Origin of the sequence: Enterovibrio paralichthyis, from assembly GCF_019209835.1 — a bacterium.
In the GTDB taxonomy this organism is placed as follows: Bacteria; Pseudomonadota; Gammaproteobacteria; order Enterobacterales; family Vibrionaceae; genus Enterovibrio; species Enterovibrio paralichthyis.
In genome coordinates this window covers 1-15219 of the sequence record NZ_JAHUTS010000021.1, presented here as the reverse complement: position 1 = coordinate 15219, position 15219 = coordinate 1, and the positions used below count along the sequence as shown (strand labels likewise).

Below are 15219 nucleotides of genomic sequence, written 5' to 3'. Positions count from 1 at the left end.
TGATTGTTATTTAAGCAAGCAATGTGCCTGTAATGGCGACACATTTTTGGCACTGGCAAACAGTGATCACATTTCTAGTGTTTCGTGAAGCGGTACTCCTCACTGTAGGGGAATACGTCATTAAATTGCCCCTGTTCAATGTTGCCTTGCAGACCCTTCCAGTAATCTGCATCGAACAGATCCGAGTGTAGCTCTTCAAACAGCGCCCGTATTTTCGGGTTGATCAGTAAGAAGGTGCGGAACTCTTCCGGGAAGACGTCAAATTCTCCCACGCTGTACCAGGGCTCTGCCGCCATTTCATCTTCAGGGAACCGTGGAGGTGGAATGTGCCGGAAGTTGACCTCCGTGAGATAGGAAATTTCGTCGTAGTCGTAAAAAATGACGCGGCTGTGGCGGGAAACCCCGAAGTTCTTAAACAACATGTCACCGGCAAAGATATTGGCAGCAGCCAGTTGTTTGATGGCATCCCCGTATTCTTGGACTACATGGCGTAACTCGTCGTCATCGGCCTGCTCAAGGTAGATATTGAGCGGGATCATTCGCCGTTCCATATACAGGTGGCGGATATGCACTTCCCGGGCCGTGAGTTTAATATTGGACGGAGCCACTTCCAGCAATTCATCGATCAACTCCTGGCTGAAACGGCTGCGCGGGAAAATAAAGTTGCGGTAGTCCAGGGTATCAGCCATACGGCCGACCCGGTCGTGCTCCTTAACCAGACGGTATTTTTCTTTAACCACGGCGTGGGTAATGTCTTTTTGCGGGGCAAACCTGTCTTTAATGATTTTGAAGACAAACCCATAGGAAGGCAGGGTAAACACCGACATCACCATGCCCTTGATACCCGGGGCGATAATGAATTTGTCGTCCGAAGATTCAAGGTGGTGGAGAAATTCGCGGTAGAGCTCTGTTTTGCCATGTTTTTGACACCCAATGGCGGTGTAGAGCTGTGCCGGGGTTTTGTGGGGCATAAGCTGGCTTAAGAAATCCACCATGGCTGCCGGTGCAGGGGCATACACCATGAAGTAAGAGCGGGCAAAACCGAAGATAACACTTAGCTCATCAGAGTCAGAGATACAGGCATCTACATAGAGTTCATTATTGGAGTTCACCAGTACCGGAAGTACCAGAGGGCGGATTTGGTTTGCCATGTCCAGACGGCCAATCAGGTACGCTGCTTTATTCCGGAAGAAGGGTTCGCGCACCATATCAATGGTCACTTCGTCGGTCAGCTGGGGCCCAAGCTGGCGTTGCAAAGCCTCTACAATCCGGTGAACGTCCCGGGCTTTGTTGACCCAGTTCAACGTAAAAGGGGTGTCATCCAGGATCCGCTCGATCGTTTGGATAAGATTGGTTTTGGATGAATAGCGTTTCAACAGTGGGGTCGGGTATTTAGGGATCCGGCCTCCCTGAGAGCTGTTCACGAACAGTTTTTCACGGCGGATATTGCGGTGGTCGAACATCCGGCAATAGACAGAGTTAAAGAAACTCTCGGCGATATCATACCGGGGGTAGCCGTCCAGCAGGCGGCTGTATTCTGCCTTAACTGCCATCAAGAAAGATCGTGTGGCATGCTGCCGATTCAGCATGGTTTTCAACTGCTGGCTGACGAGGCCAACATGGTGGTCGTAAAAATTGATGCGGGTTTTGAGCGCCTTTTGTACGCTTTTCCAGTCCCTGTCTTCAAACCGTTCCTGCGCCCCAGCGGTGACATCCAAAAAACGCCCGTACATGGCGTCTGCACCCTGCAATATGGTTTGCGCGACCAACTCCTCCATCGCAACTGCCATGGTTCCCTCCTTCGCCGTTGCTTAATTTGTGTTCAATTCAACTAACTATGTATGGCAGGGACGATCTGTGCAAGAACCAAGCGGGTAAATAGCGGGGTTTCTCATCTTTTAAATTTGATAATTTAGAGTTGCGAATCGGGGCGTTTTTTTGAGAGATAACTTAAATTTTTGTTGACCTTAATGCCTTCATTCGGTAAAGGTTATAAAAACGTAGCAAGGAAGGTTCAAAAGCCATGCTTCATTCAGTCGGCACCACAACCATTATCACCATTATTACCATCACCGTTGGTGCGGGTGCGGGCTGATATGCACAGAATTCTCAAAAAAAGCCCGTACCCAAATCTGGTACGGGCTTTTTTTTAACCTGTTTATTATTGAATCAGCGAGTTCAGGAAGAAGTTGGAGGAAAGGATGCGAGTATTAAAGTTTGGTGGTACCTCGCTGGCGAATGCGGAAAGATTTAGCCGCGCCGCCGAGATCATCACCAGTAACACATGCCAAAGTGAGGTATCGGCGGTTCTGTCCGCCCCGGCTAAGATCACCAACCTTTTGGTCGATGTGATCGATAACACTATCAAACACGGTGAAGCGGAGCTTCAGGTGGCTGAAATCCGCAAAATTTTCAATGCTCTGTTTGACGGCCTGGCGGAAATGGATCCGGGGTTGGACAAAGCGGGTTTGCAGGAAAAACTCGATCGCTCTGTGAATCAGCTCAACCAGTATATCCACGGTATCGCGCTGCTGGGGCTGTGTCCGGACAACATCTATGCCCGTATCATCAGCAAAGGAGAGCGCATTTCCATTGCGACCATGTCCGCGTTGCTTAAAGCACGTGGCTACAACACGTTTGAAATTGATCCGGTTAAATACCTGCAATCAAAAGGCGATTACCTTGAAGGTATCGTTGATATCGAAGTTTCCTCTGAGCGATTCAAAAAAGAACCCATCCCTGAAAAGCATATCGGTTTGATGCCGGGCTTTACTGCTTCCAATGAAAAAGGCGAGCTGGTGACATTGGGCCGCAATGGCTCGGACTATTCAGCTGCCGTGCTGGCGGCATGTGTCCGCGCAGAGTGCTGTGAGATCTGGACCGATGTTGATGGTGTTTACAGCTGCGACCCGCGTCTGGTGCCGGATGCCAAGCTGCTCAAATCCTTGAGTTATCAGGAGGCCATGGAGCTTTCCTATTTCGGTGCCAAAGTGCTGCACCCGAAAACCATTCTTCCTATTGCACGTTTCCACATTCCGTGTCTTATCAAAAACACCGCCAACCCGCAGGGTGCAGGTACCCTGATTGGTATCGACAGCGGTGAAGACAACCTGGCAGTGAAAGGCATTACCACGCTGGAAAAACTGAGCATGGTGAATGTCTCTGGTCCTGGCATGAAAGGTATGGTTGGCATGGCTGCCCGTGTGTTTGGCGCAATGTCGGCTGCCGGCGTATCGGTTGTGCTGATCACCCAGTCATCTTCTGAATACAGCATCAGCTTCTGTATTGAAGCGGAAGACAAGCCGCTTGCGCAGCGTGCCCTGCAGGAAAACTTTGAGCTGGAACTGAAAGATGGTCTGCTGGAGCCGGTTGAGTTTATTGATAACGTCGCCATCGTATCCCTTGTCGGTGATGCCATGCGCACCGCTAAAGGGGTTGCGTCCCAGTTCTTTACCTCGTTGGCAGAAATGAACGTCAACATCGTGGCGATTGCGCAGGGCTCTTCAGAGCGTTCAATCTCCGCCGTTATCCCAGATAATTGCGTTTCTGAAGCGGTGAAGGCCTGTCACGAGAACCTGTTTAACTCCAACCACTATCTGGATGTCTTCATTGTCGGTGTCGGTGGTGTAGGCGGTGAACTGGTCGAGCAGGTCAAACGTCAGCAGAGTAAACTGGCGGATCAGGGCATTGTTATCCGCGTATGTGGCCTTGCTAACAGCAAAGGCATGCTACTTAACAGTAAGGGTATCGATCTGAGCGGTTGGCGTGATGAACTGGCAACGATCAACGAGCCATTTAGTCTGCCGCGCATGGTGCGTTTGGTGCAGCAAAACCACATCATCAACCCGGTCTTTATCGATTGTACCTCTGATCAGGCTATCGCAGATCAATATGCTGATTTCTTGTCCGCTGGCTTCCACGTGATCACGCCGAACAAGAAAGCCAACACTGCGGGCATGGCGTATTACCAGCAATTGCGTAAAGCAGCACGAGCTACCCGTCGTAAGTTTATGTATGACACCACTGTGGGCGCCGGTCTGCCGGTCATCGAGAACCTGCAAAACCTGATTGCAGCCGGTGATGAATTGGAAAAATTTACCGGTATCCTGTCCGGCTCCCTGTCCCATATTTTCGGTAAGCTGGACGAAGGACAAAGCTTCAGTGAAGCGACCACCGTCGCGAGAAACAACGGCTTTACCGAGCCAGATCCCCGTGACGATCTCTCCGGCATGGATGTGGCGCGTAAGCTTCTGATCCTGGCGCGTGAAGCAGGCATGCATCTGGAGCTGGAAGACGTTGAAGTAGAACCCGCGCTGCCGCCTGGCTTTGATGCCTCAGGTGATGTTGATGCCTTTATGGCAAGGTTGCCTGAAGCGGATGCTTACTTTGAAAAACTGGCGGGTGATGCACGCGCTGAAGGCAAAGTGCTGCGCTACGTCGGCAGTATTGATAACGGCCAGTGCTCAGTGAAAATCCAGGCTGTTGATGCCGATGATCCGATGTTCAAAATCAAAGAAGGTGAAAATGCCCTGGCATTCTACAGCCGCTATTACCAACCTATTCCTTTGGTGCTGCGCGGGTATGGCGCAGGTACGGCAGTAACCGCAGCCGGTGTGTTCGCAGATTTGATGCGTACATTGGGCTGGAAGCTGGGGGTATAAGATGAGCGTTGTGGTTTATGCACCGGCTTCTATTGGTAATGTCAGCGTCGGTTTTGATGTCTTGGGTGCAGCGGTATCGCCCATTGACGGCACGCTACTGGGTGACCGTGTAAAAGTGGAAGAGGGCGGTTCAACGCCTTTTTCCCTCGACTGCGTTGGGCGCTTTGTTGATAAGCTGCCACAGAATAAAGAAGAGAACATCGTTTACCAAAGCTACCTGGTATTTTGCCGCGAAATGGAAAAGCGCGGTGAACCGGTTCGCAACGTGGCGATGATCCTTGAGAAGAACATGCCGATTGGCTCAGGCCTTGGCTCCAGCGCCTGTTCTATCGTGGCGGCGCTGGATGCCTTGAACAAATTCCATGGCGACCCGCTGGATGAAACTACCTTACTGGCGCTGATGGGGGAGATGGAAGCGGCCATCTCTGGCAGTCTCCATTATGACAACGTTGCCCCTTGCTACCTCGGTGGCTTGCAACTGATGGTGGAGCAGCTGGACATTATCAGCCAGCAGGTTCCCTGTTTTGATAACTGGTACTGGGTGATGGCCTATCCGGGGATAAAAGTCTCCACTGCGGAAGCGCGAGCGATTCTGCCGGCGCAATACCGCCGTCAGGACGTGATTAATCATGGCCGTCATCTGGCAGGGTTTATCCATGGCTGTTACTCTGGTCAACCCCAGTTGGCGGCAAGCATGATTAAAGATGTGGTGGCTGAGCCCTATCGTGAAAAACTGTTGCCGGGTTTTGCTGACGCGAGGCACTTTGCTGCAGATGCGGGAGCGCTGGCGACAGGGATTTCCGGTTCAGGACCAACCCTGTTCAGTATTACGGATGACAAAGCCGTAGCTGAGCGCGTCGCTAAGTGGTTACAGGAACATTACGTTCAAAATGAAGAAGGATTTGTCCACATCTGTCGATTGGATGTGACGGGATCGACAGTGACAGGAAGTGAACTATGAAGCTTTATAACATTAAGGAAAATGACGAGCAGGTCTCGTTTGGCCAGGCAGTAAAGCAGGGACTTGGCCGCAACCAGGGTCTGTTCTTTCCCAGCGAACTGCCAACATTTGATGACGTTGACGCGCTGCTGGAAAAAGATTTTATCAGCCGCAGCAGCGACATCCTTTCCGCGTTTATCGGTGACGAACTGACACCGGAAACCGTGCGTAGCATGGTAGAGAACGCATTCCAGTTCCCGGCACCGGTTGCCAAGGTGAGCGACCAAGTCAGTGCGCTGGAGCTGTTTCACGGTCCAACACTGGCATTTAAAGACTTCGGTGGCCGCTTTATGGCGCAGTCACTGGCAGCCGTTTCTGAAGGCGGTAAGGTGACCATCCTGACTGCCACGTCCGGTGACACCGGTGCGGCGGTGGCACATGCGTTCTTCGGCATGGAGAACATCAATGTCGTTATCCTGTACCCGAAAGGCAAGATCAGCCCGTTGCAGGAAAAACTGTTCTGTACCCTGGGTGGCAACATCCACACCGTGGCAATCAACGGTACCTTCGATGACTGCCAGGCGATGGTGAAGCAAGCGTTTGATGACGCAGAGCTTCGCGCGGCGATTGGCCTGAACTCTGCCAACTCCATCAACATCAGCCGCCTGATGGCACAAATTTGCTACTACTTTGAAGCGGCTTCACAGCTGACCAAAGCGCAGCGTGAAAACCTGGTGGTTGCCGTACCAAGCGGCAATTTCGGTAACCTGACCGCCGGTTTGCTGGCCAAAGCGATTGGCCTGCCAATTAAACGCTTTATCGCGGCGACCAATGTGAATGATACCGTGCCACGTTATCTCAAGACCGGTGAGTGGACGCCTGAGCCTACAATTCCAACTCTTTCCAATGCCATGGATGTCAGCCAGCCAAACAACTGGCCGCGTATTGAAGAGCTGTGCACAGTGAAAGGTTGGGGTCTCAATGAACTGGGTTCTGGTGCCGTGACCGATGAGCAGACTGCTGACACTTTAAAATCCATGTATGCCAGCGGCTACCTGTGTGAGCCACACGGTGCGATTGCTTACCGCGTACTGGAAGAGCAGCTTCAGGACGGCGAATATGGCCTGTTCCTGTGCACAGCACACCCGGCGAAGTTTAAAGAGTCAGTAGATGAAATTCTGGGACTGGATATCCCGCTGCCAGCGCCGTTGGCAAAACATGCGGTGATGGAATTGCTGTCAGAAGAGCAGGATGCAGACTTTGCCCAGCTGCGTGAATACCTGATGAAGGTAGCGGGCTAACGCTGCGAAAACTGAAAACAAAAAACCGGCCATGAGGCCGGTTTTTTTATGTCTTGCTAACTGTCTATTACAGAGAGTTAGTGAAAGTACGTGCGATAACGTCGCGCTGCTGTTCAACAGTCAGTGAGTTGAAGCGTACAGCGTAACCAGATACACGGATAGTCAGCTGTGGGTACTTTTCTGGGTGCGCAGCTGCGTCTTCCAGAGTTTCACGCTTCAGTACGTTCACGTTCAGGTGTTGGCCACCTTCGATTTTTGCAGGCGCTTCGATAGCCAGTTCACGGCTTTCGAACTCACCCAGGTCAGCAACTGGGATAACCTGATCTGCTTCGAAACCTGCAGCAGCTGCAACGCAACGTGCTTCGTTGGTCTCGCTGTCCAGCAGCCAGATAGAGTTCAGTAGATCGTCGTTTGCCGCTTTAGTAATTTGAATACCGGTGATCATAGTCTTTCCCCTTTTTTGATAGGCTTTGGTGGTTTTATTTTTCCAACAATTGATGAGCTGGGTACTTGTATACCTTACTGAAAGCAAGGTTATTTTGATTTTAGTCAAATTACAACCAAAATATGCAAAACTTGCGTCTTTGATTTTTTGTTTTGAATCAAGAAATGATTAAATAATTGTATTAAAACAAAACTGTAACATTGTACGAAGTGATGAAAATTTTCATTTGTAATTTAATTACTACATTTTGAGCTTGTGTAAATTAATTCAATATCATCAATGCAGCGTATAAACGTCTGGAATGGTAGCCACTCTGCCAAATACGACAGGCGAATCCTGCCAGTGAGTGCGCTAGTATGAGTAACTTAAAATGTTGTCGGTTACGGTTTCCGGCAAGGGAGAGAAGATGAAGTATATCGGAGCCCATGTTTCGGCATCAGGCGGCGTAGAAAACGCGCCAATCAATGCTGCAGCGATTGGTGCAAACGCTTTTGCACTGTTTACCAAAAATCAGCGCCAGTGGCAGGCGAAGCCTTTGGAAGCATCCAATGTGGCAGCGTTTAAAGCCAACTGTCAAAAGCACGGCTTTGTACCGGAAGCTATCCTGCCTCACGACTCTTATCTGATTAACCTTGGTGCACCGGAAGAAGACAAGCTGGAAAAGTCGCGCAATGCCTTTATTGATGAGATGGAACGTTGCCAGACACTGGGCTTGCCACTTTTGAACTTCCATCCGGGCAGTCACCTGAAAAAGATCAGTGTAGAGGCGTGTCTGTCATTGATTGCTGAGTCTATCAACCTGGCGCACCAGGCTGTGCCTGGCGTTGTCGCAGTGATCGAGAACACTGCGGGTCAGGGCACTAACCTTGGGTGGTCGTTTGAACAGCTTGCGGCCATTATCGCGCAGGTAGAAGACAAATCCCGCGTGGGTGTATGCATCGATACCTGCCATGCCTTCGCAGCAGGTTATGATCTACGCACCCACAGCGCTGCCGAAGCCACATTCGCTGAGTTTGAGAAAACAGTCGGCTTCCAGTACCTGCGTGGTATGCACCTCAATGATTCCAAATCGACATTTGGCAGCCGTGTTGACCGTCACCATGCATTGGGTGAAGGGGAGATCGGTCTGGCCTGTTTTGAAGTGATCATGCAGGACAAGCGCTTTGATGGCATCCCTTTGGTGCTGGAAACCATTAAACCTGAGCGCTGGGCAGATGAGATCCGTCTGTTGCGACAGTTTGAAGTCACAGCAAGCGAGCGTGTTTCTGCGTAGAATATGGCGCAACACCATAGTTAAAGATTGGGGAAAAGATGACACAGGTAACGACCTGGCACGACGTGATTGGTCAGGAAAAGGAACAGGACTATTTCAAGCACACCATGGCCTACGTGGCTGAAGCGCGGGAGCAGGGTAAGGTGGTATATCCGCCCAAGGAAGATGTCTTTAGTGCATTCCGTTTTACTGAACTGGCGGATGTGAAGGTGGTTATTCTTGGGCAGGATCCTTATCACGGCCCAAACCAGGCTCATGGTCTTTGCTTTTCTGTGTTGCCGGGCATTAAGCCACCGCCGTCACTGGTGAATATGTACAAAGAGCTGGCGCAGGATATTCCCGGTTTCACCATTCCCCAGCATGGCTACCTGAAAAGCTGGGCGGATCAGGGCGTGTTGCTGCTCAATACGGTGCTGACGGTTGAACAGGGCAATGCCCACTCACATGCCCACCTTGGCTGGGAAACCTTCACTGACCGTGTCATTGAGGCTGTTAACCAGCACTGCGAAGGGGTGATATTCCTGCTTTGGGGTTCCCATGCGCGTAAAAAAGGCCGCGTTATCGACCGTAAACGCCACCACGTGCTGGAGGCACCGCATCCATCTCCACTGTCTGCCCACCGCGGCTTCTTGGGCTGCAAACACTTCTCCACGACCAACCATCTGCTTGAGCAGGCGGGCAAAGCGCCAATCAACTGGCAACCTGAGCTGGACTAGCCGCTTTTTTGTGCAGGCTCGTGATACAGATCGCGCGCTTGCACATCACCTTCTTCTTTCTGGGAAAAGTGCGCAAAAAGTGACCATGAACAAGTTGTGTTTTACATGGTTATATACACTGATTGTGTGAGTGAATGAAGAAAGGGAGGAGCTATGTTAGTAGCCAGTATTCATCGGGATCACCGCAATATCAGTCGTTTATTAAAGCTTCTTGGTAACAAACTGACCGCGCTTCAGGATGAAAAGGCGGTGAATTACAACCTTATCCGGGACACGGTAGCCTACCTGCAAGAGCACGCAGAGAAATACCACCACCCCAAGGAAGATCTGATCTATCACTACTATTTAGAGCGCTATCCCGATGCTGACAGCGTCGCGCGCCTTGATCAGGAACACCATGATTTGGCTGAGCTGACGGCAGAATTTGCCAACACCGTCGACATGATCCTGATGGATGCCGTGGTGCCGCAGGACTTGTTTGCAGAAAAACTGAACCGTTTTATCAGTAGCCAGAAGTCTCATCTGGAGCTGGAAGAGAGAAGCGTACTGCCCGTTTTGGAGCATACCCTGACAACGGAAGACTGGGCATACTTGCAGTCGCAATGGGAATCAGAAGAGAGTGATCCCCTGTTTGGTGAGCAAGTTGCTGACCGCTTTAAAGAGCTGGCCGCCGCACTTTAACCCCTCAGTTTTGGCACAAAAAAAGGCACCCCGATGGGTGCCTTTCCTCTAAATTCCTATTACGTTTTCAGCCCTGGGACTGAAGATTTAAACCAGCTTGAGGTGCTGCTTAGAAATCGAAGTCGCTGTCGTTAAAGTCGCCCAACATATCGATATCCTGCAGCTCTTTGCGAAGACGCTGTTTGTCTTTTAGCGCTTCAATTTCTCTCCACTTACGTTTTGCTTGTTTGGTTCGTCCACCGCGTTGTGGTCGCTCTTGATCAAAAAAATCATCAAAGGCAAAGCTATCCATATATTCACCTCGTTATACCAAGCGGTCGCTATTTAAGTATCAAACCTCCGATAAAATAAAATTGAAGTGTTTCTCATTTGTTGCACCTCAGTGAAGTTTTTATGAGATCACAATCACTTTTATTCTCGGGTTGAATAAAATGTGTTCAGTTGCAATGCGATAGATGAGAGCCGTGCTGACAGATACCGTCTGTCGAACTGAACTTCCGTTGAACCCTTTCATAACAGTAGACCGGGGAATTTGTGCGTTGTGTCACCCCGCCACTGAAAAAGTTGAATGCGGATGTCCCGGGCGATATGGATGTTTCGCCAATGTTGATAAAAAGCATAATTAAAGGGTTGGATTTTTATCTGGCGCACAAAAAACAATCACAATTAAGCAAATTGGTGCATATTGATTTTTGAGTCTGCAATCTGCATCATCTCGCGGCAAATTGCTGCATCAGACGGCAATACCAACAAAAAATAGGAATTTTCGGCCGATTTTCATCGCCGTTTTTCCTCTTCTTTTTCGGCAGGCGCATGCGTCGGTCGCATCCATTCGCACGCTCTCCGGCTTCCCGGAATTTAGCGTGGCGAGAATGTTTATGCGTACAGAGGGGTAGGCGTGGTAAGTCTCATTAATTTTATAAACGATCTCATCTGGAGTTCGGTACTCATTTATCTGTTGATCGGCGGCGGGATATTTTTCACCTTGCGCCTCGGCTTCATCCAGCTTCGCCATTTTGGACACATGTTCTCTGTGATGAAAAACAGCCGCAAAGCAGATAAAAACGGGATCTCATCTTTTCAGGCCCTGTGCACAAGCCTGGCCGCAAGGGTCGGCACCGGCAACATGGCCGGTATTGCGGTTGCGTTGACACTCGGTGGCCCGGGCGCCATTTTCTGGATGTGGCTGATCGCTATTCTGGGGATGGCAACAGCATTTGCTGAAAGTACCCTGGCGCAGCTATATAAAACCCGTGACGATGACGGTAACTTCCGCGGTGGGCCAGCCTACTACATGGAAAAAGGGCTGGGTATGCGCTGGATGGGCGTGGTGTTTTCGGTATTGCTGATCATCGCATTCGGCCTGGTGTTTAACTCGGTGCAAGCCAACTCGATCACCCAGGCGGCGTACGTTGCCTTCGGTTTTGACCCTCTCTATGTCGGTATGGCGCTGGTGGTGTTGTCGGGCTTTGTGATTTTTGGCGGTATCCGCAAAATCGCCCGAACCGCAGAGATTATCGTTCCTGTGATGGCGCTGCTGTATCTGGCGCTGGCTTTCTACATCATGCTGACCAACCTGGATAAAGTGCCTGGTGTGTTGGAGATGATCTTCCGCAGCGCATTTGGTCTGGAAGAAGCGGCCTCAGGCGCGCTGGGCTATACCGTGGCGCAGGGGATGGTTCAGGGTATCAAGCGTGGCCTGTTTTCCAATGAGGCGGGTATGGGCTCTGCACCAAATGCCGCAGCAAGTGCGACACCGTATCCACCACACCCTGCATCCCAGGGGTATGTGCAGATGCTGGGCGTGTTTGTCGATACCATTGTGATTTGTACCGCGACTGTGGCGATCATCCTGATTTCCGGTGAGTACATGCCGGGCAGTGAAATCACCGGCATCGAACTGACCCAGCGTGCGCTGGCCAGTGAAGTGGGTAACTGGGGCGGCATTTTTGTCGCGGTTGCGATCTTCTTCTTCGCGTTCACCTCGATTATCGCCAACTATTCCTATGCAGAAACCAACCTGCTCTTTTTGGAACACAACCACAAAGTTGGCCTGAACATTTTCCGCGTGATTGTGTTGTGTATGGTGATGTTTGGCGCCATGGCAGAGTTGCCCGTGGTGTGGGTAATGGCTGACACTTCGATGGGGTTGATGGCGATCGTCAACATGATTGCTATCTTGCTGCTCTCCGGCACGGTGGTGACTTTGGCCAAAGACTACAACCAGCAACTGAAACGCGGTCAAATCCCGTCGTTTAATAGTCACAACCACCCTGAAATGGTGAACCAGATTGAGCCGGGTGTGTGGGGGAAAGCGGAAACGGAAGAAGAGGTGTCGCGTCACCACGCACGCTGAGTTTCGGTTTTGCCTATGGCAGTTATCGGAAAAAGCCACGCCTGAGAGCGTGGCTTTTTCTATTGGCGGTGTTAACCTTTGGTCAAAGTAAGAGATTGAAAGGAATGACACTATGCTGATTGTGGTTTCTCCGGCCAAAACCCTGGATTACCAATCGCCACTGGCTACTGAGCGTTATACCCAGCCAGCGCTTACCGCACATTCAGAGGCGCTTATCGAGGTGTGCCGCACCCTGACACCGGCAGATATAGCCAGCCTGATGAAGGTCAGCGACAAGATTGCCGGGTTAAACGCCGCACGCTTTGCCGAGTGGTCGCCAACCTTTACAACTGATAACGCCCGCCCTGCGGTATTGGCGTTTAAAGGGGATGTGTACACCGGTCTGGAAGCAGAAACCTTCAGTGAAGATGACTTTGACTGGGCGCAGGACCACTTCCGTATGTTGTCCGGTCTGTATGGCCTGTTGCGACCTCTGGATTTAATGCAGCCTTACCGTCTGGAAATGGGCACAAAGCTGGCCAATCCGCGCGGAAGCAACCTGTACCAATTCTGGGGGGACATCATCACCGAGGCACTGAATGAAGCGCTGGCTGCGCAAGGTGACAAGGTGCTGGTCAACCTGGCATCAAACGAGTACTTCAAGTCAGTGAAGCCAAAGAAACTGGATGCGGAGATCATCACGCCTGTATTCAAAGACCGCAAAAACGGTCAGTACAAGGTGATCAGCTTCTTTGCTAAAAAAGCACGGGGCATGATGGCGCGTTACATCATCGACAATCGCATTGATTCAGTTGAGGCGCTGAAGGCGTTTGACGCTGCTGGTTACTGGTTCTGTGAAGCGGAATCAAAGGGGACGGAACTGGTGTTCAAGCGCGAAGAGCAGTAACGCGCCGTTTTCACCGTCTAGCACAAAAAGAAAAAGGTTAGCCGCGGCTAACCTTTTTTCGTTGTGGAGCATATTTAGGAGAGGGCTATTAAGCAACCGGATTGATCGGTTTACCTGAAACCTCTTCCTCACCGGTTTTCGCCTCTGTGCGGCGAGCCAGGCGGCGCTCCCAGTAATCGGCATTCTTGATGCCAAGCTTAACAGGATCGAAAGTGTATTCCTCCACACCTTCTTTTTGCTGACGCTCGTAATCGTTCAACGCTTTGAGCGCAGGTTTGCTCAGGAAGAAGATGATCACGATACCGACGATATTCAGCCAAGCCATCAAGCCCACGCCGACGTCACCCATTGCCCATGCAAGATTCGCCGTTTTCACCGTGCCGTAAAACACTGCAGCCATCAGAACCAGCTTGAGTACAAACATCATACCCGGGACTTTCACGCTGCGGCGCAGGTAGGCAATGTTGGTTTCGGCAATGTAGTAGTACGCCAGAATAGTGGTAAACGCGAAGAAGAACAGTGCGACCGCGATAAACGGTTTACCCCAACCCGGCATGGTGCTTTCGATAGCCATTTGGGTGAAAGCAGGGCCGTTAGCGGCGATATCCGCTGCCACGTTCTGAACAATAAACATCTCTGCGCCTGCACCGTGTACGTTGTACGCGCCGGTGATCAGGATCATAAATGCCGTTGCTGAACAGACCAGCAGGGTATCAATGTAGATAGAGAAGGACTGCACCAGACCTTGCTGCGCAGGGTGATCAACGTTTGCCGCCGCAGCAGCGTGAGGACCTGTACCCTGACCGGCTTCGTTCGAGTAAACACCACGTTTAACACCCCAACCGATAGCGGCACCGACACCGGCCATTGGCGTGAATGCGTCGCTGACAATCATGGCGACAATGCCTGGGATTTCAGTGATGTTCAGCGCAATGATCACGAACGCCACGATGATATAGGCCAGTGCCATGAACGGAACCACAACCTGAGTGAAGCTTGCGATACGTTTTACACCACCAAAAATAATGAAACCAAGTAGGATGGAAATCAAAGTGCCAGTGATGATTTTCGCCACGCTGTAAGTACCGATGGCGGTTTCAATCATGTCGCCTGAGCCAAACGCGGTTTCAATCGCATTACCGATGCTGTTTGACTGCACACCCGGCAGCAGAACACCACAGGCAAAGATAGTGGCAATAGCAAAGATCCATGCATACCACTTCTGTCCCATCGCTTTTTCGATGTAGTAAGCCGGACCACCGCGGAACTCGCCGTTATCTTCTTCTTTGTATATTTGGGCAAGGGTAGATTCGGTGTACGCGGTGGCAGCGCCCAGGAAGGCAACGACCCACATCCAGAAGACGGCACCCGGGCCACCAAAACCGATGGCGGCTGCAACACCTGCGATATTACCAGTACCTACGCGGCCAGACAGAGAAACTGCCAGCGCCTGAAATGATGAAATGCCTTTGGCCGAGCTTTTGCCGGAAAACAGCAAACGCGTCATTTCCTTGAACTGTCGAACCTGAACAAAACGCGTCACGATGGAGTAGAACAAACCCGCACCCAAACAGGTGTAGATAAGTACAGGACTCCAGATGATACTGTTTAAAAAATCAACAACAGATTGCATTGAAAGATCCCTCTTATAAAAAATATTGGATAGATGACTATTTATCCAATGGCAGGATAATCCGAAATAGACACACCTTGTTAACATTTTGTGTTATCAGTGTAACGGATTGTGAGCCCGATCTTTGGTCTGCCATCCATTAGCAAACCAGAATATTTCGCTGCGACGGATCGCAGAAAAACAAAAAAGGAGGCTTTTCACCTAATGCCGATCAGTTAAGAGATAAATGATCGGTTGAACGATCCAACAGATGGCTTATAAAGGCTCTAAGTCCCCATACTTAGAGCCTTTTATTTTGCAATTGACCACAGCCCTTACCCTCGCGAA

At 50.7% G+C, this 15219-nt stretch carries 13 protein-coding genes and 1 other annotated feature; of the genes, 8 read left to right on the top strand and 5 right to left on the bottom strand.

Features of this window, described 5'->3' with window-relative positions; translation table 11 throughout:
- Positions 1-74 precede the first annotated feature (74 nt).
- On the bottom strand, positions 75-1790 hold the full coding sequence (aceK, locus tag KU854_RS19140; RefSeq protein WP_218359959.1) for a bifunctional isocitrate dehydrogenase kinase/phosphatase: 1716 nt from the start codon (positions 1788-1790) through the stop codon (positions 75-77).
- 243 nt (positions 1791-2033) lie between these two features.
- Positions 2034-2152 (top strand) — a sequence feature (Thr leader region).
- A 49-nt stretch (positions 2153-2201) separates the two neighbouring features.
- On the opposite strand from aceK, the gene thrA reads away from it, so the two are divergent.
- From thrA to thrC, 3 genes are read left to right on the top strand one after another with little or no spacing between them, the layout of a single operon-like run.
- The gene (gene thrA, locus KU854_RS19135) at positions 2202-4661 is read left to right on the top strand and encodes a bifunctional aspartate kinase/homoserine dehydrogenase I (protein ID WP_218359958.1); all 2460 of its coding nucleotides are present in this window, start codon (positions 2202-2204) and stop codon (positions 4659-4661) included.
- Position 4662: 1 nt separating this feature from the next.
- The gene (gene thrB, locus KU854_RS19130; protein WP_218359957.1) at positions 4663-5622 is read left to right on the top strand and encodes a homoserine kinase; all 960 of its coding nucleotides are present in this window, start codon (positions 4663-4665) and stop codon (positions 5620-5622) included.
- Positions 5619-6902 carry a threonine synthase gene (thrC, locus tag KU854_RS19125; RefSeq protein ID WP_218359956.1) on the top strand — a complete coding sequence of 428 codons (1284 nt, stop codon included), beginning with the start codon at positions 5619-5621 and terminating at the stop codon, positions 6900-6902. The genes thrB and thrC overlap by 4 nt, the downstream gene beginning before the upstream one ends.
- A gap of 67 nt (positions 6903-6969) precedes the next feature.
- Here the strand turns inward: thrC and grcA are convergent, their stop codons facing one another.
- The gene (grcA, locus tag KU854_RS19120; protein WP_218359955.1) at positions 6970-7347 is read right to left on the bottom strand and encodes an autonomous glycyl radical cofactor GrcA; all 378 of its coding nucleotides are present in this window, start codon (positions 7345-7347) and stop codon (positions 6970-6972) included.
- A 406-nt stretch (positions 7348-7753) separates the two neighbouring features.
- Between grcA and nfo the strand changes: the two genes are divergently transcribed.
- From nfo to KU854_RS19105, 3 genes are all read left to right on the top strand, one after another.
- Complete coding sequence (gene nfo, locus KU854_RS19115) at positions 7754-8620, top strand: deoxyribonuclease IV (RefSeq protein WP_218359954.1); 867 nt, start codon at positions 7754-7756, stop codon at positions 8618-8620.
- A gap of 38 nt (positions 8621-8658) precedes the next feature.
- Positions 8659-9336, top strand: coding sequence for a uracil-DNA glycosylase (gene ung / locus KU854_RS19110; RefSeq protein ID WP_218359953.1), 678 nt, complete (start codon positions 8659-8661; stop codon positions 9334-9336).
- 153 nt (positions 9337-9489) lie between these two features.
- Positions 9490-10017, top strand: coding sequence for a hemerythrin domain-containing protein (locus KU854_RS19105; RefSeq protein ID WP_054779931.1), 528 nt, complete (start codon positions 9490-9492; stop codon positions 10015-10017).
- A gap of 109 nt (positions 10018-10126) precedes the next feature.
- Here KU854_RS19105 and KU854_RS19100 read toward each other — a convergent pair whose 3' ends face one another.
- Positions 10127-10309, bottom strand: a complete 183-nt coding sequence (locus KU854_RS19100) for a DUF3545 family protein (protein ID WP_054779932.1) — start codon at positions 10307-10309, stop codon at positions 10127-10129.
- 441 nt (positions 10310-10750) lie between these two features.
- Complete coding sequence (locus KU854_RS19095) at positions 10751-11032, bottom strand: hypothetical protein (RefSeq protein WP_218359994.1); 282 nt, start codon at positions 11030-11032, stop codon at positions 10751-10753.
- Here KU854_RS19095 and KU854_RS19090 point away from each other — a divergent pair.
- Together KU854_RS19090 and yaaA are read left to right on the top strand one after the other, a co-directional pair.
- Positions 10916-12373 carry an alanine/glycine:cation symporter family protein gene (locus KU854_RS19090; protein WP_218359952.1) on the top strand — a complete coding sequence of 486 codons (1458 nt, stop codon included), beginning with the start codon at positions 10916-10918 and terminating at the stop codon, positions 12371-12373. The genes KU854_RS19095 and KU854_RS19090 overlap by 117 nt on opposite strands.
- 112 nt (positions 12374-12485) lie before the next feature.
- On the top strand, positions 12486-13259 hold the full coding sequence (gene yaaA / locus KU854_RS19085; RefSeq protein WP_218359951.1) for a peroxide stress protein YaaA: 774 nt from the start codon (positions 12486-12488) through the stop codon (positions 13257-13259).
- An 88-nt stretch (positions 13260-13347) separates the two neighbouring features.
- Here the strand turns inward: yaaA and KU854_RS19080 are convergent, their stop codons facing one another.
- Positions 13348-14892, bottom strand: a complete 1545-nt coding sequence (locus KU854_RS19080) for an alanine/glycine:cation symporter family protein (protein WP_218359950.1) — start codon at positions 14890-14892, stop codon at positions 13348-13350.
- Positions 14893-15219: the final 327 nt, after the last annotated feature.